Below are 19,244 nucleotides of genomic sequence, written 5' to 3' on the forward strand. Positions count from 1 at the left end.
TATGGCAAGCAGCAAAACAAAGACTCCACTTCCGAAAATCGTCGTCATCGGCGGCGGCACGGGGTTGTCCGTCATGCTCCGCGGTCTCAAGGAGAAGCCGCTCGACATCACGGCGATCGTCACCGTCGCCGATGACGGCGGCAGCTCCGGCGTCCTTCGCAGCGAGCTCCAAATTCCTCCTCCGGGCGACATCCGCAACGTGCTCATGGCGCTGGCGGATGTCGAGCCGCTTTTATCGGAGATGCTCCAATACCGGTTCCCGAGCGGCACCGGACTTGCCGGCCACAGCCTCGGCAATCTCATGCTGGCGGCGATGACGGATATATCCGGCGACTTCGTGACCGGGGTCAGGGAGCTGAGCCGGGTGCTCGCCGTGCGCGGCACGGTGCTGCCGGCGTCGGATCAGGCGATCGTGCTCAAGGCCGAGCTGGAGGACGGAACGATCGTCGAGGGCGAGTCCAATATTCCGCTGGCCGGGCAGCCGATCAAGCGGGTGTTCATCGAGCCTCCCGACGTGGAGCCGCTCGAGGAGGCATGCCAGGCGATCCAGGAGGCGGATGCGATCCTGATCGGACCCGGCAGCCTGTACACGAGCATTATTCCCAACCTGCTCGTGCCTAAGCTGGCGGAATGCATCGTCCAGTCGAATGCGATCAAGATTTTCATCTGCAACGTCATGACCCAGCCGGGCGAGACGGACGATTATGCGGTGAGCGATCATCTCGAAGCGGTGCACCGCCATATCGGCCACCAGCTGTTCGATTACGTCATCGTCAACGACGGCGAGATTCCGCCGCAGGTCCAGGACCGTTACGCGGAATTGGGAGCGAAGGCTGTCCAGCTCGATCTGGACGAAGTCACGCGCCGGGGATACAAGGTCATCGCGGACCGCCTCGTGTTGTTCCGCACTTATTTACGGCATGATGCCGTGCGCCTGAGCCATCATATCTATCAGCTTGTAGAGAGCTGGATGCAAAGAAAGGGGTGAAGAGATGAGCTTTGCGGCCCAGACCAAAAAAGAATTGACGCTCGTGGACAACCAGGATGCCTGCTGCGAACGGGCGGAGCTGTCCGCTCTGATCCGGATGAACGGATCGGTCCACTTGGCCAGCCGCAAGATCATCCTCGACATCTCGACGGAGAATGCGGCCATCGCGCGCCGGATCTACAGCCTGATCAAGAAGATTTTCGACGTCCATACCGAACTGCTTGTCCGCAAGAAGATGAGGCTGAAGAAGAACAATGTCTACATTGTCCGGATTCCGGCCAAGGTCCAGGAAATTCTCAAGGATCTGAACATCGTTTCCGAAGGATTCATGTTCAATCAGGGCATAGATAAGGATATGATCAAACGTCCTTGCTGCAAGCGCGCTTACCTGCGCGGCGCTTTTCTGGCCGGCGGCTCCGTCAACAACCCCGAAGGCTCCTCTTATCATTTGGAGATTTCCTGCATGTACGAGGAGCATTGCGGGGCATTGGTGGCGCTGGCCAACAAGTTCGGGCTGAACGCCCGATGCATCGAGCGCAAGAAGGGATTCATCTTCTACATCAAGGAAGGCGAGAAGATCATCGAGCTGCTGAACATCATCGGCGCTCATCAGGCTTTGTTCAAATTCGAGGATGTCCGCATCATGCGCGACATGAGGAACTCCGTCAACCGCATCGTCAACTGCGAGACGGCCAATCTCAACAAGACGATCGGGGCGGCTGTGCGCCAGATCGACAACATCCGTCTGCTGCAGAAGGAAATGGGGCTGGAGAACCTGCCCGAGAAGCTCCGCGAGGTGGCGGAGATCCGGCTTCTGCATCCCGACATGAACCTCAAGGAAGTCGGCGAGATGCTGAAGGGCTCCGTCAGCAAGTCCGGCGTGAACCACAGGCTTCGCAAGATCGACGAGCTGGCCGAAAAATTGCGTGGAAGCTGAACTTTTAACTTACACGGGCCGATGGTATAATGGTAGCAATCGTGGCCAGATTTCCTCATACCTGAAACGGATGATGTTACCGAGCGCGTGAAGCGCCGTTGCAGCAGTGAAAATGAACTAGGGGGTATAGATTTCATGACCAGACAACCCGTTGTCGTCAGACTCAAGACGGGTCTTCACGCAAGACCGGCTGCACTCTTCGTGCAGGAAGCGAACAAGTTCTCTTCCGAGATTTTCGTGGAAAAGGACGAGAAGAAAGTAAACGCCAAGTCCATCATGGGCATCATGAGCCTTGCGATCAGCTCCGGCACGGAAGTTTACGTCAGCGCCGAGGGTTCGGATGCAGAGCAGGCTGTAAACGCTTTAGTCTCCCTGGTAAGCAAGGAAGAGCTCGAGAACCAATAAATCAGCCTCCGGGCGCTGCATGCGCAGCCTCGGACGGTCTTCACGAAAGCTCCCGCAGGGGGCTTTTTTTGATTTCCGCAGGCTGGTATTCGCGGGAGTGTTTTGAGCTGAATGCGGTTTTGGCGGGTTGCGAAACTTTTGATCCGCCATCGTTATGCTCGTTAGGAATGTCGGAAGGGAGCGTGGGGCGGGGTGACAGGGGAGTCGCAGTTTTTCGGGTAGCATCGCTTCTCGCCCTAGGTATGCCACTGCGCTAGTCGGTTGAACTGGCGCATAGTCAGTCAACTGGAGCATGGGGGTTGAACTGGCGCATAGGCGGTTGAACTGGAGCATAGCCGGTTGAACTGGAGCATAGGCGGGTGGTGGTGTCACGGTTTGTTGCCAACGCCTATCCTGGCATGGGCATCCAATCCTGCATAGCCGTTGGAGGCGCAGGATTGGCCTTGGCGAAATTGAATTCGGTATCGGACATAGGATCCGCTATTGGGTTCAATTTTGCCATTACAATAAATTTAACGGACATGAGATCCGTTATTTTCTTTAACAGGGATGGAAGGGACATGTTTGGCCTGAAATAGCGGATCGTATGTCCGATAACAGTCAAAATAGGCTGAAATCATTGAAATAGCGGATCGTATGTCCGATAACATGGAATTGGGCTGGAGCAGGCGGATGTCGAAGGCATGTCCGATGCAATCGCAATGAAGGCTATTGATACGGGCTGTTATGCCCGGCATCGGACTGAACTGGGGCGGCGGATGCGGAAGGTGTGCCCGATGTCAATCGAACCGTGCTGCAGCCGGCGGAAATTGAATGCGGTTCCGACATCAACCCTTGCTGGAGGCGGCGGATGCGGAGGTGTGCCCGATGTCAATCGAACCGTGCTGCAGCCGGCGATACGGCAAGTTATGCCCGGCATGGAACCGGGCTTGAGGCTGAAATCTGCGGCAAGCCGGGCCTTCCCTTCTCAAACTGAGCCGGCTTCAGACTCGGCTCTGTCCGCTTTCGGGTCTCAAAGTAACCCATATCGTCAATCCTTTATGGTAAATGCAACCTTTTGGATCTGCATGCCGTTTCAAGAGGACAACACCTAAGGAGGCGCTGGGAATGGACAAACGAAATGCGGCTGGCGGGCTGATGCATAAGAGCAAGGTGCTGCTTCTTGCAGCGGGAATCACAGCGGGATCTTTGATGGCCTGGAATGCACTGGGCGGTCAGCCGCTCAACAAGCCGGCATTTGCCGCAGGAACGGAGAATGCAGTGTTGAACACAGTCGCGGTAACGGGAACAGGCAAGGTGTCGGTCGCGCCGGATATCGCCTATGTATCGGCTGGCGTGTCGGTGACGGCCAAGACGGCCAAGGAAGCGCAGGCTGGAGCGGCCAAGAAATACGATGCCGTGCGCAAGGCGTTGACAGGCACTTACGGAGTCGCGGAGAAGGATCTGAAGACGACGAATTATTCGGTGCAGCCGCAATACCGCTATACGGATAAGGAAGGCCAAGTGCTGACCGGATACACGGCGGTGCAGGACATCCAGATTTCCTACCGCAACATGGATAAGACAGGCGATCTCGTCGACGGTCTTGCAACGGCGGGCGCCAATCGGATCAACAACATCTCCTTCGGAACGGAAAAAGGAGACGCCTACACGCAGCAGGCGCTGCAGAAGGCGGTCGAGGCCGCCAAGGCCAAAGCGATGGCGCTGGCTCAGGCATCGGGCCGCACGCTCGGCGAGGTCGTCTCGATCTCCGAGAACGGGGCCCAGGTCGTGCAGCCGGTCCTCGAGAGGGCACAGATGAAAGTGGCGGCAGCGTCGGATTCCTCGGCCAACACCGTCGTGGATGCAGGCGAGGTGGACGTCACCTCCGACATTACGGTTTTGTTCTCGCTCAAATAGAAAAAAAGCAGCCCCCAAGAAAATCCGGGGGCTGCTTTTTTTGTCTATTCTGCCGAGCTTACAGCTTCTCGATGACTTTGTCGACGAGGCCGTAAGCCGTCGCCTCTTCCGCGCTCATGAAGTTGTCGCGGTCGGTGTCCTTCTCGATGCGCTCCAGCGGCTGGCCGGTGCGCTCGGACAGGATGGCGTTCAGCTTGTCGCGCATCTTGAGGATGCGGCGGGCACGGATCTCGATGTCGCTCGCCTGGCCTTCGGCTCCGCCGAGCGGCTGATGGATCATGACCTCGCTGTTCGGCAGCGCGTACCGCTTGCCCTTGGCGCCTGCTGTCAGCAGGAACGCGCCCATGGAAGCCGCCATGCCGACGCAGATCGTAGAGACATCCGGCTTGATGAACTGCATCGTGTCGTAGATCGCCATGCCGGCCGTGATGGAGCCGCCGGGGCTGTTGATATAAAGCGAGATGTCCTTCTCCGGATCGTCCGCTGCAAGGAACAGCATTTGGGCGATGATGGAGTTGGCCACCACATCGTTGACGCCGGTGCCGAGGAAGATGATGCGGTCCTTGAGCAGCCGGGAATAAATATCATAGGCGCGCTCACCGCGGTTGCTTTGCTCGATGACCATAGGCACAAAATTCATGTCCAAGTGCGAGTCCCTCCTTATAACCTTCATAAATAGTGGATATGCGGGGTGCTGCTTTCTCATTTTAATGGATTGCGATTTTAAAGTCAAATTTGGTCAAAGAGGTCGAGGCAGCCTTCAATAGCCCATTTTAACCGGCTTCCTTATTCTCTAAACCCGGATCTTCCGCCTCCGGCAGCACGAGCGGCGAGGCGCTCTCCCGATCATAGGCCGATCTCCTCCGGATGCAAAAAAAGGACCGGCACGAATGCCGGTCCTTCTATGTAATGAAGCCATATGTGTAAATTGGCGCGCCCGCTAGGAATCGAACCTAGATCTCAGGCTCCGGAGGCCTACGTCATATCCATTGGACCACGGGCGCTTGTAAAAACGTAACGTCTAAGATTGTATAACAGCTGGCAGGAAAAAGCAACACTAAAGGTTTCCAGGAAAAGAAATCCGAAAATTGGGTGTCGGCAACCGTTTTCATCGGGTATTCCTCACTTGCGGGGGTTATCTAAAAGAGGTAAAATAATGGTGTGGGACGTAAAATGAATGGCCGGGACGAAAAATGTCCCATGACGGCCATGCACGAGTGGAGTGGGGGCGCTCATGCGCAGCATTATTGATTTGCAGCGTCAGCTCGTTCCGGATCTCGTCGATACGCTCCGCCGCCGTTATGCGATCCTGCACCAAGTCATGCTCTCGGATATGATCGGCCGCCGGACGCTGGCTGCCTCCCTGTCGATGACAGAGAGGGTGCTGAGGGCGGAGACGGATTTCCTGAAGGAGCAGGGCTTGCTGGAGATCAAGTCCTCCGGCATGTCCATCAGCCCGGCCGGACGGCGGCTGCTGGAGGAGATGGAGCCCGAGCTCGGAGGGCTGCTCGGCCTCAGCGACCTGGAGGAGAAGCTCAAGCAGCGCTTCGGCCTGCAGAAGGTCATCATCGTGCCCGGCGATTCCGAGAAGTCGGACAGCTCCAAGCGGGAGCTTGGCCGTGCCGGAGCCGCGGCGCTCCTGCAGGTGCTGGGCGAGCGGGATGTCGTGGCGGTGACCGGGGGCACGACGCTTGCGGGCGTCGCCTCGCAGCTCGCCTCGAGCTCGCCGCGCCGGAGCAACCTGTTCGTGCCGGCGCGAGGAGGGCTCGGAGAGAGCCTGGAATACCAGGCGAGCACGATCGTCTCGACGATGGCCAAGCGGACGGGTGCGCAGTACCGGATGCTCCACGTCCCGGACCATCTCAGCGAAGAGGCCTACACAAGCCTCATGCAGGAGCCCGGAGTGAAGGAGATCGTCGAGGTCATCCGCAGCGCCCGCATCGTCATCCACGGCATCGGAGACGCCATGGTGATGGCCCGGCGCAGACGGATCGACGGCGGATTGGTCGACTCGCTCAAGGCCGACGGCGCGCTTGCCGAAGCCTGGGGCTACTATTTCGACCGCAGCGGCAACGTCGTGCACAAGATGCAGACCGCCGGCATCCGGCTCGAAGACATCGTGACGACCGAGGTCGTCATCGGGGTGGCCGGCGGCCGCTCCAAGGCGGAGGCCATCTCGGCGGTGCTGAGATTCGGCCACGAGGACATCCTCGTCACCGACGAGGCGGCCGCCCTCGAAATCGCGGCGCTGACGGAATAAGAGCCATGCCGCAAGGCGATAATGGTTCTTGTCCTTCCAGGCGCCGCGGGGACAGACTTGTTTTCATGGCAATCCGCGGGCTCTGCGCCTGCCAGGGGCAGGGCATGCGAATTGCTTTGAGATAGATGCATCATCAAACTTCATTTAACAGGAGGAATATCAACCATGGTTAAAGTTGGTATTAACGGATTTGGCCGTATCGGACGCAACGTCTTCCGCGCAGCACTGAACAACAGCGAGGTTCAAATCGTCGCTGTGAACGACCTGACGGACACGAAAACGCTGGCCCACCTGCTGAAATATGACACCACCCACGGCGTCCTGGACGCTACGGTAGAAGCTAAAGAAGGCGCGCTTGTCGTCAACGGCCGCGAGATCAAAGTCTTTGCCGAGCGCAACCCGGAAAACCTGCCTTGGGGCTCCGTAGGCGCCGAGATCGTCGTTGAGTCGACGGGCATCTTCACGGCTAAAGAAAAAGCCGAGCTTCACCTTAAAGGCGGAGCGAAAAAAGTCATCATCTCCGCTCCGGCAACAAACGAAGACATCACGATCGTCATGGGCGTCAACGAAGACCAATACGACGCTTCCGCTCACACGGTCATCTCCAACGCTTCCTGTACGACGAACTGCCTGGCTCCTTTCGCCAAAGTTCTGAACGACAAGTTCGGCATCGTAAAAGGCATGATGACGACGATCCACTCCTACACGAACGACCAATCCGTACTGGACGTTCCTCACAAGGACCTGCGCCGCGCACGCGCTGCCGCAGAAAACATCATTCCTTCCTCCACGGGCGCTGCCAAAGCCGTATCCCTCGTTCTGCCTGAGCTCAAAGGCAAGCTGAACGGCATGGCTATGCGCGTTCCTACGAAAAACGTTTCCGTAACGGACCTCGTAGCCGAAGTGAAATCGAATGTGACGGTTGAAGAAGTGAACGCTGCCCTGAAGGAAGCTTCCGAAGGCTCCATGAAAGGCATCCTGTTCTACTCCGAAGAGCCGCTCGTATCGAGCGACTACAACGGCAATGCCGCTTCCTCCACGATCGACGCCCTGTCGACGATGGTTGTCGAAGGCAACATGGTCAAAGTCATCTCCTGGTACGACAACGAGTGGGGCTACTCCAACCGTGTCGTCGACCTGGCTGCTTACATCGCTTCCAAAGGCCTGTAAGAAGTCCCTAATCGCATAGACGATTCCACAGCTAAAGAGGAGAGACGATTGATCGTTCTCCTCTTTAGCAATGTTTTATCCATAGAAATCACTACCGGGAGGGCGAGCAGCTGTGAACAAGAAGAGCGTTCGTGATGTGGAAGTAGCGGGCAAGCGCGTATTCGTACGCGTCGATTTCAACGTGCCGATGGAAAATGGATCGATTACCGACGACACCCGGATCCGGGAAACGCTGCCTACGATCCAGTACCTGATCGAGAAGGGCGCCCGCGTCATTCTGGCCGCTCACTTCGGCCGTCCTGGCGGCGAATTGAAGGAGGAGCTGCGCCTGACTCCGGTCGCTGCGCGCCTCGCCGAGCTGATCGGCAAGCCGGTCGCCAAAGCCGACGATACCGCCGGTCCCGATGCGCAGGCGAAAGCCGCCGCGCTGCAGGACGGCGACGTGCTGCTGCTTGAGAACACCCGCTTCAACCCGGGCGAGGAAAAGAACGATCCGGAGTTCGCCAAGCAGCTCGCTTCGCTGGCCGACCTGTTCGTGAATGACGCCTTCGGCGCCGCTCACCGCGCCCATGCCTCTACGGAAGGCATCGCCCATCTGCTTCCGGCCGTATCCGGCCTTCTGATGGAGAAAGAGCTGGATGTGCTCGGCAAGGCGCTGAACAATCCGGAGCGTCCGTTCACGGCTATCGTCGGCGGCTCCAAGGTCAAGGACAAAATCGACGTCATCAACAAGATGATCGAGATCGCCGACAACATCATCATCGGCGGCGGCCTGTCCTACACGTTCTTCAAGGCTCAAGGCCATGAAATCGGACAATCCCTCGTGGACAACTCCAAGCTGGACCTTGCTCTGGAATTCATCGAGAAAGCCAAGAAGCTTGGTAAGAACTTCCTGATTCCGGTCGATATCGTCGTATCCGACGACTTCAGCAAGGACGCCAACACGAAGATCGTCGACGTGGACGGCATTCCGGCCGACTGGGAAGGCATCGACATCGGGCCGAAAACCCGCGAGCTGTATGCCAAAGTCATCAAGGAATCCAAGCTGGTCGTCTGGAACGGCCCGATGGGCGTATTCGAGATCGAGCCGTTCTCGCACGGCACCCGCGCCGTTGCGCAAGCTTGCGCCGAGACGGAAGGCTACACGGTCATCGGCGGCGGCGATTCCGCTGCGGCAGCCGAGAAGTTCCATCTGGCCGACAAGATGGACCATATCTCCACGGGCGGCGGCGCTTCCCTGGAGTTCATGGAAGGCAAGGTTCTTCCGGGCGTAGTCGCCCTGAACGATAAGTAACATCTCTTTCTCCCGAGTGGAGCGAGGGAAAAGCTTTAGGCGATGCTCCGGAGGCGCAGAGGGCAGGATGGTCCTGTAGAAGCTCATCCCGTTTCTTTTCATCGGCAATGCCCGATGGAAGCTGGAACGGGGTGGGCGTTCGCCTTTGAAGATGGATTCCGACCGCTGAGCGGATCGAATCAGGGAATCCTTCTTCAACAGCGATCGGAGGGACTTCCTGCACGCGGAGCCGGATATGGAGCACGCCCGGAGACTTTCAGGAGAGGAATGATCGTCATGGCAAGAACTCCAATCATCGCAGGCAACTGGAAGATGTTCAAAACGGTATCCGAGGCCGTATCCTTCTTCAGCGAAGTGAAAGGCGGAGCCGAGGTCGACGGCGTCGAGAGCGTCATCTGCGCTCCGTACACGACGCTGCCTGCCCTCGTCGAGGCGGCAAAAGGAACGAAAATCGCCATCGGCGCGCAAAACCTTCATTTCGAAGACAACGGCGCGTTCACGGGTGAGATCTCCGGTCTCATGCTGGCCGATCTGGGCGTGAAATACGTCATCGTCGGCCACTCCGAGCGCCGCGCGTACTTCGGCGAGACGGACGAGATCGTGAACAAGAAAGTCGCGGCCGCGTTCAAGCACGGCCTGACCCCGATTCTCTGCGTCGGCGAGAAGCTCGAAGAGCGCGAAGCCGGCGAGACCAAAAACGTATGCAAAGTGCAGACGGAAGGCGCGTTCCAAGGCCTCTCCGCCGAGCAAGCTGCGGAAGTCGTCATCGCCTACGAGCCGATCTGGGCGATCGGAACCGGCAAATCCTCCACGGCCGAAGACGCCGAGGATGTCATTGCCTACATCCGTGAAGTCGTTGCCGGACTGTACGGCCAAGCGACGGCAGATGCGGTCCGCATCCAATACGGCGGCAGCGTGAAGCCCGCCAACGTGAAGGAATACATGGGCCAGGCGAACATCGACGGCGCTCTCGTGGGCGGCGCAAGTCTGGAACCGGCTTCCTATATCGCTCTGGTCGAGGGGGCGAAGTAACATGGCTCCCAAACCGGTCGCACTGATCATCATGGACGGCTTCGGCCTCCGCAATGATGTCGTGGGCAATGCGGTCGCTCAGGCCAATAAGCCGAACTACGACCGCTTCATGGCCCAGTTCCCCCATACGACGCTGACCGCCTGCGGCGAAGCTGTCGGCCTTCCCGAAGGCCAGATGGGCAACTCCGAGGTCGGCCATCTCAATATCGGCGCGGGACGCATCGTCTATCAGGACCTCACCCGGATCACGAAGTCGATCCGCGACGGCGAGTTTTTCGACAACGATACGCTGCTCGGCGCCGTGCGCCATGCCAAGCTGAACGGCAAGAAGCTGCATCTGTACGGCCTGCTCAGCGACGGCGGCGTGCACAGCCATATCCAGCATCTGTTCGCGCTGCTCGAGCTGGCCAAGAAGGAAGGGCTGGATCAGGTTTACATCCATGCCTTTCTCGACGGACGCGACGTCGCTCCGGACAGCGCCGTCGGCTATCTGACCGAGCTGCAGGCGAAGATCGAGGAGCTCGGAATCGGCCGCATCGCGACCGTACAAGGCCGCTACTATGCGATGGACCGCGACAAGCGCTGGGAGCGCGTGGAGAAGTCCTACCGCGCGATGGTGTACGGAGACGGTCCGAAATACACCGATCCGATCCGCGCCGTGCGGGAATCGTACGAGAAATCGGTCATGGATGAATTCGTCATGCCGACGGTCATCACGGAAGGAGACGGCTCGCCGGTCTCGCTCGTGGAGTCCGAGGACGCGGTCGTGTTCTTCAACTTCCGCCCGGACCGCGCCATCCAGCTGTCCCAAGTGTTCATGAACGAAGACTTCCGCGGCTTCGACCGCGGCGACAAGGCTCCGAAGGATCTGTACTTCGTCTGCCTGACGCTGTTCAGCGAGTCGGTCGGGGGCTTTGTCGCCTACAAGCCGAAGAACCTCGACAACACGTTCGGCGAGGTGCTCGTGCAGCAGGGCAAAACGCAGCTGAGGATCGCCGAGACGGAGAAATACCCGCATGTGACGTTCTTCTTCAGCGGCGGACGCGACCAGGAGCTGCCGGGCGAGACCCGCGTCCTGATCAACTCCCCTAAGGTCGCGACCTACGACCTGCAGCCGGAGATGAGCGCCTACGAGGTGGCGGACGCCGCCGTGCGCGAGATCAACTCCGACAAGCATGACGCGATCATCCTGAACTTCGCGAACCCCGACATGGTCGGCCACTCCGGCATGCTGGAGCCGACGATCAAGGCGGTCGAGGCGACGGACGAGTGCATGGGCCGCGTCGTCGACGCCGTGCTCGCCAAGGGCGGCGTCGTGCTCATCACGGCCGACCACGGCAACGCGGACATGGTCATCGGACCGGACGGACGCCCGTTCACGGCGCATACAACCAACCCAGTGCCGCTGATCGTCACCAAGCAGGGCGTCACGCTTCGCGAGAACGGCATTCTGGCCGACATCGCGCCGACGCTGCTCGATCTGCTCGAGCTGCCGCAGCCGGTTGAAATGACCGGCCAAAGCCTGATCAACAAGACTTAAGCCGCCTTCAAGCGGGGCCAAGCCGCCAGGCGGTTTTATGGCGGATGGACGGTTATAGCCTGACCAACAAGGGATAGGCCGCCAGGCGGCTTATGCTCAAGAGAGTGCAAAGGGAGCCGGAGCGAACCGGCCCGATCGGATATTCCGCGCTCCTTTTGCCAAAAATCAAAGGCGGAAACTCGTCCCGAAGCGCTGTGGCTGGTATACTGTATTCAGTGCCAGCCATGCGGACGGATCTGTCTGCAACCCCACATTCGATAAGGAGTGTTCAAACATTATGTCTATCATCGTTGACGTATACGCACGCGAAGTGCTCGACTCCCGCGGCAACCCTACGGTTGAAGTGGAAGTATCCCTGGAATCCGGCGGCAAGGGCCGCGCCATCGTACCGTCCGGCGCATCCACCGGCGCTTACGAGGCTGTAGAGCTTCGCGACGGCGACAAAGGCCGCTACCTCGGCAAGGGCGTTCTGAAAGCCGTTGAAAATGTAAACACGCTGATCGCTCCGGAAATCATCGGCCTCGACGCTCTCGATCAAGTGCTGATCGACCGCAAGATGATCGAGCTCGACGGCACGCACAACAAAGGCAAGCTGGGCGCGAACGCGATCCTGGCCGTGTCCATGGCTGTAGCCCGCGCGGCTGCGGACGCTCTGGACATCCCGCTCTACACGTACCTCGGCGGATTCAACGCCAAAGTACTGCCGGTTCCGATGATGAACATCATCAACGGCGGCGAGCATGCCGACAACAACGTCGACGTGCAGGAGTTCATGGTTCTTCCTGTCGGTGCTGAAAGCTTCAAGGAAGCTCTGCGCATCGGCGCAGAAATCTTCCACAACCTGAAGTCCGTCCTCAAGGACAAAGGCCTGAACACGGCTGTAGGCGACGAAGGCGGCTTCGCTCCGAACCTCGGCTCCAACGAAGAGGCGATCACGACGATCATCTCCGCAATCGAGCGCGCGGGCTACAAGCCGGGCGTCGACGTCTTCCTCGGCATGGACGTTGCTTCCACCGAGTTCTACAAAGACGGCAAGTACCACCTCGAAGGCGAAGGCAAATCCTACACTTCGGCTGAATTCGTGGACCTGCTCGCAAGCTGGGCGGACAAGTACCCGATCCTCACGATCGAAGACGGCTGCTCCGAAGACGACTGGGAAGGCTGGAAGCTGCTGACCGATAAGCTCGGCGGCAAAGTCCAGCTCGTCGGCGACGACCTGTTCGTCACCAACACCGAGCGTCTCTCCGACGGCATCGACAAAGGCGTGGGCAACTCGATCCTCGTCAAAGTCAACCAGATCGGTTCCCTGACCGAGACTTTCGACGCGATCGAAATGGCGAAACGCGCCGGCTACACGGCTGTCATCTCCCACCGTTCCGGCGAGAGCGAAGACAGCACGATCGCCGACATCGCCGTTGCGACGAACGCCGGCCAGATCAAAACGGGCGCTCCTTCCCGTACGGACCGCGTAGCGAAGTACAACCAACTGCTCCGCATCGAGGACCAGCTCGGCTCTACGGCTCAATACGCCGGCCGCAGCGCGTTCTACAACCTCAAGAACCTCAAGAAATAAGAACATTTCGGGCTGGCTTGATGCCGGCCGGTCAGGTTCATCGGAATCCCCTGCGTGGAAGCGCGGGGGATTTTTTGCATTTGGCTGGGTTTTTGCCATTTTAAGCGGCCGGGGAGTGAAGGGTTTGGATTAGGGAATGACGGCAAGGGCGGTCATGGGGCGCAATAGCCTTTTAGTGGCTTGAGCGAGCCGAGAAAGAGGCGGAACCATTCTTTTGGACCGGTGGAGCAAGGGGGGGGGATTGGTCAAGGCCGGGAAACGGCAAGAGGATCGGGAAGGCAGCGGCAAGGAACCGGAAAGGTAACGGCAATGGTAACGACAAGGGCGAGGCAATGACAATGGCAAGATAGCGGCAACGGCAAGGTAACTGCAACGGCAATGGTAACGGGGCAAGATAGCGGGCAATGGCAAGGTAACAGCGACGGCAATGGTAACGACAATGGCAAGGTTAGCGGCAACGGCAAGGCAGCGGTAACCAAGATAGCGACAAGGTAACGGCAATGGCAAGATAGCGGGCAACGGCAAGGTAACAGCGACGGCAATGGTAACGACAATGGCAAGGCTAGCGGCATCGGCAAGGCAGCGGTAACCAAGGTAGCGGCAAGGGTAGGAATTGGGCTAGACAACGGAGTAGAATGAAGGGCGGAATGAATCAGGCATAGAATGAGAATGAGGACATAGACGCAGAGTAGCTTCAACGCGGATAAGCTGAAAAATCGAGGCTGGATCAAGCTATCGGACATAGGATCCGTTATTTTCGAGGATATCCCGGAATTTCATTTTTATCGGACATACGTTCCGTTATTTCCTCATCTTTAATCGGGAAAGGGATAATTGTTCACAAATAACGGATCGTATGTCCGATACGATCTGAAAAGAGCTGAATCGAAACAAATAACGGATCGTATGTCCGATAAGTTTTGAAAAGAGCTAAACCGGGACAAATGAAGGAGGTCATGTCCTCAAACGTGTCTTTGATGCTCGGGACGAAGACTATGCGGCGGGGCGAAAAAAGGAACGACATCAATGGCTCCAAACAGCGCCGAACCCCATTGAATAGCGGCGATCCTGAATGGAGGCTCGGGACAATCGTGCCGGAATCGCAGCCATACCGTGAGTATAGGCTCAGGACGCTCGTGCCAAAATCACAAACAAACGGCACAAAAACGGGCATAGCTGCCCCTTGTTGAAAGCGCTATACTGTACCTATCCCAATTGAACAGGCGGTGTTAGGAACGATGGCAAAACCTCAAGTCGGATTGCAGCTGTACACGCTCCGCGACCAGACGGAAAAGGACTTCCTCGGAACGATTCGCAAGGTAGCTGAAATGGGCTATGCGTACGTGGAATTCGCCGGATATTTCAACACGAGCGCGTCAGACCTGAAGAAGGTGATGGAGGAAACCGGCATCAAGGCGGTGTCCGCCCACGTCGGCCTGAGCTTCAACGAACCGGACAAGATCGAAGCCGATCTCGCCAAGCAGATTGAATTCGCCAAGGAAATCGGACTCAAGTATATGATTACTCCGTGGGCTCCGCTGCCTGAAAGCCCTACAATGGCCGATGTAGAAAGCCTCGCGCTGACTCTCGAGCGGGCGGCTCGCCAGGTGAAGGAAGCGGGCTTGACGTACGGCTACCACAACCATGACTTTGAATTCAAGCTGGTGGACGGCAAGCCGCTCATCGACATTCTGCTGGACAAGATTCCCGCCGATCTGATGATCATGGAATTCGACCTCGGCTGGGTGCATATGGGCGGCCAATCGCCTGCGGAATACGTCAAGAGATATGCCGGGCGCACTCCGGTCATCCATCTGAAGGACTTCGGGGACGGCCGCCGCGATACGGAAGTGGGCAGCGGAGTCGTTGATTTCGAGAGCGTCTTCGCCATTGCCGAGAAAGCCGGCGTCGAGTATTTCATCGTGGAGCAGGAGGAGTTCGCCAGCTCGTCGCTCGAGAGCGCGAAGCTCAGCCTCGACTACCTGCGCAGCAAAGGCTACTAAGAGAAGCGCCGATAGCCGCCCGACCTTCCGGCCCGGAAGCGTCCAGCGGCTTTCTCTTGTTCTCGGGCGGATGCCTATGGTACAATCAGAGTGCTGTTCATGAACGGTTTTGCCCATGCAAACCGTTTTCCGCGGCGTGGAAGGCGATCTGCATGTGCAAAACTTCAGCTATTCATTAGCGGCAGGCAGCCGGGAGGCTGTACGAAAGCTGGGAGGTAACAAACGCATGGATACATTTCTGAAAATTCTGCTCGTGATTTTTTCCCTTGGTTTGATTGCGGTCGTATTGCTGCAAAAGGGCAAGAGCGCAGGCCTCTCCGGAGCGATCTCCGGCGGAGCGGAGCACCTGTTCGGCAAGCAGAAAGCTCGCGGACTGGATCTGTTCCTGCAGCGCCTGACGATTGGACTGGCAGCCGGATTTTTCATCCTGGCGCTTCTGGTCGCTTACCTGAAATAGCAAGCCGAATGCATCGATAAAGCGGGGGAGATCCCCGCTTTTTCTTTTTATTGTCGCGCAGGTGGGTTGATGAAGCCGTATTTCGTGTATACTACATGGTATAGAGAAAGTGGTTGGATCTGCCAGCACCTACGGGCGCCCGACGGCAAGAGGTGAGAAGGAGAACGATGACAACGAAACAAGACTTGCTGGACTTGATGAACCAGCCGGCGTACAAGCCGATGACGTATCAAGAGCTCGAAAGACAGCTGGGCATCGACAATGCCTCCGATTTCAAAGCTTTTCTCAAGCTTCTCAATGAGCTGGAAGACGAAGGCACCTTGCTTCGCACCGACAGCGGGGCTTATGGATTGCCTCAGCATCTGAATTTGTTGAAAGGACGTCTGCAGGCGCATGCCAAGGGCTTTGGTTTCCTCATTCCGGAGGACAAGACCCATGCAGACGTGTATATCGGCGCGAATGACCTCGGCACCGCCATGAACGGCGATATTCTGCTCGTCAAAGTGACGGAGCGGACTCCTGGCGGAGGCCGCATGGAAGGCGAAGTCGTCCAGATCGTGGAACGCGCCGTATCCCAGATCGTCGGAACGTTCGAGAGCCATGAGACGTTCGGTTTTGTCACGCCGGACGACAAGCGCATCAACCGCGACATATTCGTGCCCCAGGGATCCTTCGGCGGCGCTGTGACCGGCATGAAGGTCGTAGCCCGCATTACGAATTATCCGGAAGGCCGGGCGGCAGCTCAAGGCGAGATCGTTGAGGTGCTCGGGCACAAGAACGATCCCGGCGTCGACATCCTCTCCATCATCCGCAAGCACCAGCTGCCGGAGAGCTTCCCCGATGACGTCATGGAGGAAGCCGAGGCGGCTCCGGACGCCATTACCGAGGAAGAGATCGTCAGCCAGGGCCGCCGCGATCTGCGCGGCAAGACGATCGTCACGATCGACGGCGAGGACGCCAAGGACCTCGACGATGCCGTTCAAGTCGAGCGGCTGCCCAACGGCAATTATTTGCTCGGCGTTCATATTGCCGATGTCAGTTACTATGTCCGGGACAAGTCCGCCCTGGATCAGGAAGCTTACCGCCGCGGGACAAGCGTCTATTTGACCGACAGGGTCATTCCGATGCTGCCGCACCGTCTGTCCAACGGCATCTGTTCCCTGCATCCGCAGGTGGACCGTCTGACGATGTCCTGCGAGATGGAGTTCGACGCCAGCACGCTGAAGCGGGTCCGCCATGACATCTTCACGAGCGTCATCCGGACCACGGAGCGCATGTCCTATACGAACGTGCGCAAGATTCTGGCTCCGGACGAGGCGGAGGAGGATGTCGTCAGCACGAACGCGCTGATGGAGGAATCCCATCGCCGCGCCCAAGAAGATGAGGGCGAGGACTTCCGCCATGCCGGTTCCGATGAGGAATCGGAAGTGGACGAGAGCCTGCGCGGCCATGCCGAGCGGTTGCCTGATGGCGGAATGGGTCTCATCGTCGAAGGCGGAGACGCCGGCATTCCCGAAGAAGAGGAGACGGACGAGCATTCGGCCGACTACCTGGAGGACGAAGAGGATGCGGCCGAGCTGCTGCAGGCCGAGAAGCTGCCTCCGGGCGGCATGGGCCTCATCATCGAGACCAGCGATGCCGGTCCTCTGCCGGAGGATTCGGAGTTCGCCTCCGACGAGGACGGCCATGCCCAGGACGAAGGCCAGGCTGCTGCAGGTGATTCCGCCGCGCTGGACAAGTCCGGTCCCGGACCGCAAAATCCTTGGCTGTCGGAAACGCCGGAGCCTACCCGCAACCGGAACCGCAACCGCAAGGGTGAGGTTGTCCGGAGCAGTCCGGAGGACTTCGACCAGCTGGATGCTTTTGCAGCCGGAGAAGCCTCCGTTCCTCAAGAAAGCGAGGAGGACCGGGCCGCTCGGGAAGCTGCCGAACGTCAGGAGCGCGCCGAGCGCCGCGAGGAGAAGGTCCGTCTGACGGAGCGTTATGCCGATCTCGTGCCGATGTTCCACCTCATGGAGGAGCTGGCGATGAAGCTTCGCAGCCAGCGCATGAAGCGCGGCGCGGTCGATTTCGACTTCCAGGAGTCCAAGATTATCGTGGACGACGAGGGCAAGCCGATCGACATCGTGAAGCGCGAGCGTTCCGTCGCCGAGATGATCATCGAGGAATTCATGCTGGCGGCCAACGAGACGGTAGCGGAGCATTTCTACTGGCTCAAGGTTCCGTTCCTGTACCGGGTCCATGAGAACCCGGACAACGAGAAGCTGATGACCTTCATCACGATCGCTTCCAACTTCGGCTACGCCGTCAAGGGCAAAGGCAACGCGGTCCATCCCAAGGCGCTTCAATCGCTGCTGGAAGAGATCAAGGGAACGAAGGAACAGACCATCCTCTCGACGATGATGCTCCGTTCCATGAAGCAGGCGCGCTACGACGCCCAGAGCCTTGGCCATTACGGCCTTGCCGCGGAGTTCTACAGCCACTTTACGTCGCCGATCCGGCGTTATCCCGACCTGGTCATCCACCGGGTGATCCGAGAGGTGCTGGAGAGCGGCGGTACGCTATCCGAGTCGCGTCTGGAGACGCTGACCGCCCGGATGCCGGAGATTGCGCAGCAATCGTCCGAGCGCGAGCGGGCCGCCGTAGACGCGGAGCGGGATACCGATCAGCTCAAGAAATGTGAATTTATGCTTGATAAAGTAGGAGAAGAGTTCACGGGCATCATCAGCAGCGTGACCGGCTTCGGAATTTTCGTGGAGCTGCCGAACACGGTAGAAGGTCTGATTCGACTCAGCGATCTGAGCGACGACTATTACCACTTTGACGATCAGAGAATGGTCCTCATCGGTGAGCGCACCTCCAACATGTATCGCATCGGGGACGAGGTGAAAGTGCGCGTGGAGCGTGTAAATATGGATGACCATACGATCGATTTCGCCATGGTCGAGAGCGGCAATCGCGCAGGAGCCCAGCAGGGCGGAGCGCGGGGCAACCGCAATCGCGGCGGCAGAGGCCGCCGCGACAGCGGGTTCGGGCCGAATGGCTGGCGGGGCAGCATGCCGGAAGACATCCCGAATGTACGGGATGACAATCCGTGGAGCGTGCGCGAGGGCGGCAAGACAGAGAGCTCGAAGCGCACCGATATGTGGGGCCTTCCGGTTCCGCCGAGCAGCATGGGCAACCGTGCCGCCGGACGTCCGGGCGCAGGCGCTCCGGGCGGCGGCAAAGGCCGCGGTCCGGCAGCCGGCGGAGAGGCTCCTCGCGGCGGCTCCCGTCCTCCTAAGAGCGGACGCGGACCTAGCATTTCCGCCGTTCCTCAGGAGACGGCGGCAGCGCCGCAGGACAGCACGTCCGCAGGCAGCCGCCAGCGCCGCAAGAAGCGCAAGGGCGGCAGCACGGCGCCTTCCATCCGCCAAGTGACGGATGTCGATATCCAAGAGATCTTCGCGGACTTCGACCGCAATGAAGGCGACTCCGCGGCGGCTCCGGCCGCTGCCGAGGGCGGCCCTTCCAAGCGCAGCCGTTCTCGCCGCAAGAAGAACAAAGGCGGCGCGGGAGCTCCTCCTGTGAGCGGCGGCGATGCCGGCGCGAACGAGGGCGGCAGCACGCCGGAAGCTTAAGGTATCGCTTATGGCGCAGGACAAGCCTTATCCGTCAGGTGAATGATTCGATACCCCGCGATGGCG

The 19,244-nt window shown here is 58.8% G+C and carries 14 protein-coding genes and 1 tRNA gene; 13 read left to right on the plus strand and 2 right to left on the minus strand.

The genetic code is table 11. From position 1 onward, the window contains the following. Window position 1: 1 nt before the first annotated feature. From CIC07_RS01405 to CIC07_RS01420, 4 genes are all read left to right on the plus strand, one after another. The gene (locus tag CIC07_RS01405) at window positions 2–988 is read left to right on the plus strand and encodes a gluconeogenesis factor YvcK family protein (RefSeq protein ID WP_076359099.1); all 987 of its coding nucleotides are present in this window, start codon (window positions 2–4) and stop codon (window positions 986–988) included. A gap of 4 nt (window positions 989–992) precedes the next feature. Further along, window positions 993–1,925, plus strand: a complete 933-nt coding sequence (gene whiA, locus CIC07_RS01410) for a DNA-binding protein WhiA (protein ID WP_076359098.1) — start codon at window positions 993–995, stop codon at window positions 1,923–1,925. A gap of 135 nt (window positions 1,926–2,060) precedes the next feature. Beyond that, window positions 2,061–2,330 carry an HPr family phosphocarrier protein gene (locus CIC07_RS01415; RefSeq protein ID WP_048745351.1) on the plus strand — a complete coding sequence of 90 codons (270 nt, stop codon included), beginning with the start codon at window positions 2,061–2,063 and terminating at the stop codon, window positions 2,328–2,330. Between the two features lie 1,107 nt (window positions 2,331–3,437). Beyond that, window positions 3,438–4,229 carry an SIMPL domain-containing protein gene (locus tag CIC07_RS01420; protein WP_076359097.1) on the plus strand — a complete coding sequence of 264 codons (792 nt, stop codon included), beginning with the start codon at window positions 3,438–3,440 and terminating at the stop codon, window positions 4,227–4,229. A gap of 58 nt (window positions 4,230–4,287) precedes the next feature. On the opposite strand, the gene clpP is transcribed toward CIC07_RS01420, so the two are convergent. Further along, window positions 4,288–4,869 carry an ATP-dependent Clp endopeptidase proteolytic subunit ClpP gene (gene clpP, locus CIC07_RS01425; RefSeq protein ID WP_174806401.1) on the minus strand — a complete coding sequence of 194 codons (582 nt, stop codon included), beginning with the start codon at window positions 4,867–4,869 and terminating at the stop codon, window positions 4,288–4,290. A 289-nt stretch (window positions 4,870–5,158) separates the two neighbouring features. Continuing rightward, window positions 5,159–5,233 (minus strand) — tRNA-Arg (locus tag CIC07_RS01430). A gap of 230 nt (window positions 5,234–5,463) precedes the next feature. On the opposite strand from CIC07_RS01430, the gene CIC07_RS01435 reads away from it, so the two are divergent. The 9 genes from CIC07_RS01435 (at window position 5,464) to CIC07_RS25275 (ending at window position 19,178) form a co-directional block, all read left to right on the plus strand. Continuing rightward, the gene (locus CIC07_RS01435) at window positions 5,464–6,489 is read left to right on the plus strand and encodes a sugar-binding transcriptional regulator (RefSeq protein ID WP_076359096.1); all 1,026 of its coding nucleotides are present in this window, start codon (window positions 5,464–5,466) and stop codon (window positions 6,487–6,489) included. 165 nt (window positions 6,490–6,654) lie between these two features. Then, the gene (gene gap, locus CIC07_RS01440) at window positions 6,655–7,659 is read left to right on the plus strand and encodes a type I glyceraldehyde-3-phosphate dehydrogenase (RefSeq protein WP_048745358.1); all 1,005 of its coding nucleotides are present in this window, start codon (window positions 6,655–6,657) and stop codon (window positions 7,657–7,659) included. Between the two features lie 112 nt (window positions 7,660–7,771). Then, window positions 7,772–8,953, plus strand: a complete 1,182-nt coding sequence (locus CIC07_RS01445) for a phosphoglycerate kinase (RefSeq protein ID WP_076359095.1) — start codon at window positions 7,772–7,774, stop codon at window positions 8,951–8,953. Window positions 8,954–9,229: 276 nt separating this feature from the next. Beyond that, window positions 9,230–9,985, plus strand: a complete 756-nt coding sequence (tpiA, locus tag CIC07_RS01450) for a triose-phosphate isomerase (RefSeq protein ID WP_076359146.1) — start codon at window positions 9,230–9,232, stop codon at window positions 9,983–9,985. A 1-nt stretch (window position 9,986) separates the two neighbouring features. Further along, window positions 9,987–11,525 carry a 2,3-bisphosphoglycerate-independent phosphoglycerate mutase gene (gene gpmI / locus CIC07_RS01455; RefSeq protein ID WP_076359094.1) on the plus strand — a complete coding sequence of 513 codons (1,539 nt, stop codon included), beginning with the start codon at window positions 9,987–9,989 and terminating at the stop codon, window positions 11,523–11,525. Between the two features lie 277 nt (window positions 11,526–11,802). After that, window positions 11,803–13,098 (plus strand): phosphopyruvate hydratase, encoded by a 1,296-nt coding sequence (gene eno, locus CIC07_RS01460; protein WP_076359093.1) that lies wholly within the window; start codon window positions 11,803–11,805, stop codon window positions 13,096–13,098. 1,238 nt (window positions 13,099–14,336) lie between these two features. Next, the gene (locus CIC07_RS01465) at window positions 14,337–15,101 is read left to right on the plus strand and encodes a sugar phosphate isomerase/epimerase family protein (protein ID WP_076359092.1); all 765 of its coding nucleotides are present in this window, start codon (window positions 14,337–14,339) and stop codon (window positions 15,099–15,101) included. Window positions 15,102–15,327: 226 nt separating this feature from the next. Beyond that, window positions 15,328–15,558, plus strand: coding sequence for a preprotein translocase subunit SecG (gene secG, locus CIC07_RS01470; RefSeq protein WP_048744964.1), 231 nt, complete (start codon window positions 15,328–15,330; stop codon window positions 15,556–15,558). A gap of 167 nt (window positions 15,559–15,725) precedes the next feature. Next, the gene (locus CIC07_RS25275; protein WP_240923501.1) at window positions 15,726–19,178 is read left to right on the plus strand and encodes a VacB/RNase II family 3'-5' exoribonuclease; all 3,453 of its coding nucleotides are present in this window, start codon (window positions 15,726–15,728) and stop codon (window positions 19,176–19,178) included. The last annotated feature ends 66 nt before the right edge of the window (window positions 19,179–19,244 follow it).

This window comes from Paenibacillus sp. RUD330 (assembly GCF_002243345.2).
Taxonomy (GTDB): domain Bacteria; phylum Bacillota; class Bacilli; order Paenibacillales; family Paenibacillaceae; genus Paenibacillus_O.

Coding starts and splice junctions, on each gene's coding strand:
- CIC07_RS01405 (WP_076359099.1), top strand. CDS start 2: ATGGCAAGCAGCAAAACAAAGACTCCACTTCCGAAAATCGTCGTCATC.
- whiA (WP_076359098.1), top strand. CDS start 993: ATGAGCTTTGCGGCCCAGACCAAAAAAGAATTGACGCTCGTGGACAAC.
- CIC07_RS01415 (WP_048745351.1), top strand. CDS start 2,061: ATGACCAGACAACCCGTTGTCGTCAGACTCAAGACGGGTCTTCACGCA.
- CIC07_RS01420 (WP_076359097.1), top strand. CDS start 3,438: ATGGACAAACGAAATGCGGCTGGCGGGCTGATGCATAAGAGCAAGGTG.
- clpP (WP_174806401.1), bottom strand. CDS start 4,869: ATGAATTTTGTGCCTATGGTCATCGAGCAAAGCAACCGCGGTGAGCGC.
- CIC07_RS01435 (WP_076359096.1), top strand. CDS start 5,464: ATGCGCAGCATTATTGATTTGCAGCGTCAGCTCGTTCCGGATCTCGTC.
- gap (WP_048745358.1), top strand. CDS start 6,655: ATGGTTAAAGTTGGTATTAACGGATTTGGCCGTATCGGACGCAACGTC.
- tpiA (WP_076359146.1), top strand. CDS start 9,230: ATGGCAAGAACTCCAATCATCGCAGGCAACTGGAAGATGTTCAAAACG.
- gpmI (WP_076359094.1), top strand. CDS start 9,987: ATGGCTCCCAAACCGGTCGCACTGATCATCATGGACGGCTTCGGCCTC.
- eno (WP_076359093.1), top strand. CDS start 11,803: ATGTCTATCATCGTTGACGTATACGCACGCGAAGTGCTCGACTCCCGC.
- CIC07_RS01465 (WP_076359092.1), top strand. CDS start 14,337: ATGGCAAAACCTCAAGTCGGATTGCAGCTGTACACGCTCCGCGACCAG.
- secG (WP_048744964.1), top strand. CDS start 15,328: ATGGATACATTTCTGAAAATTCTGCTCGTGATTTTTTCCCTTGGTTTG.
- CIC07_RS25275 (WP_240923501.1), top strand. CDS start 15,726: ATGACAACGAAACAAGACTTGCTGGACTTGATGAACCAGCCGGCGTAC.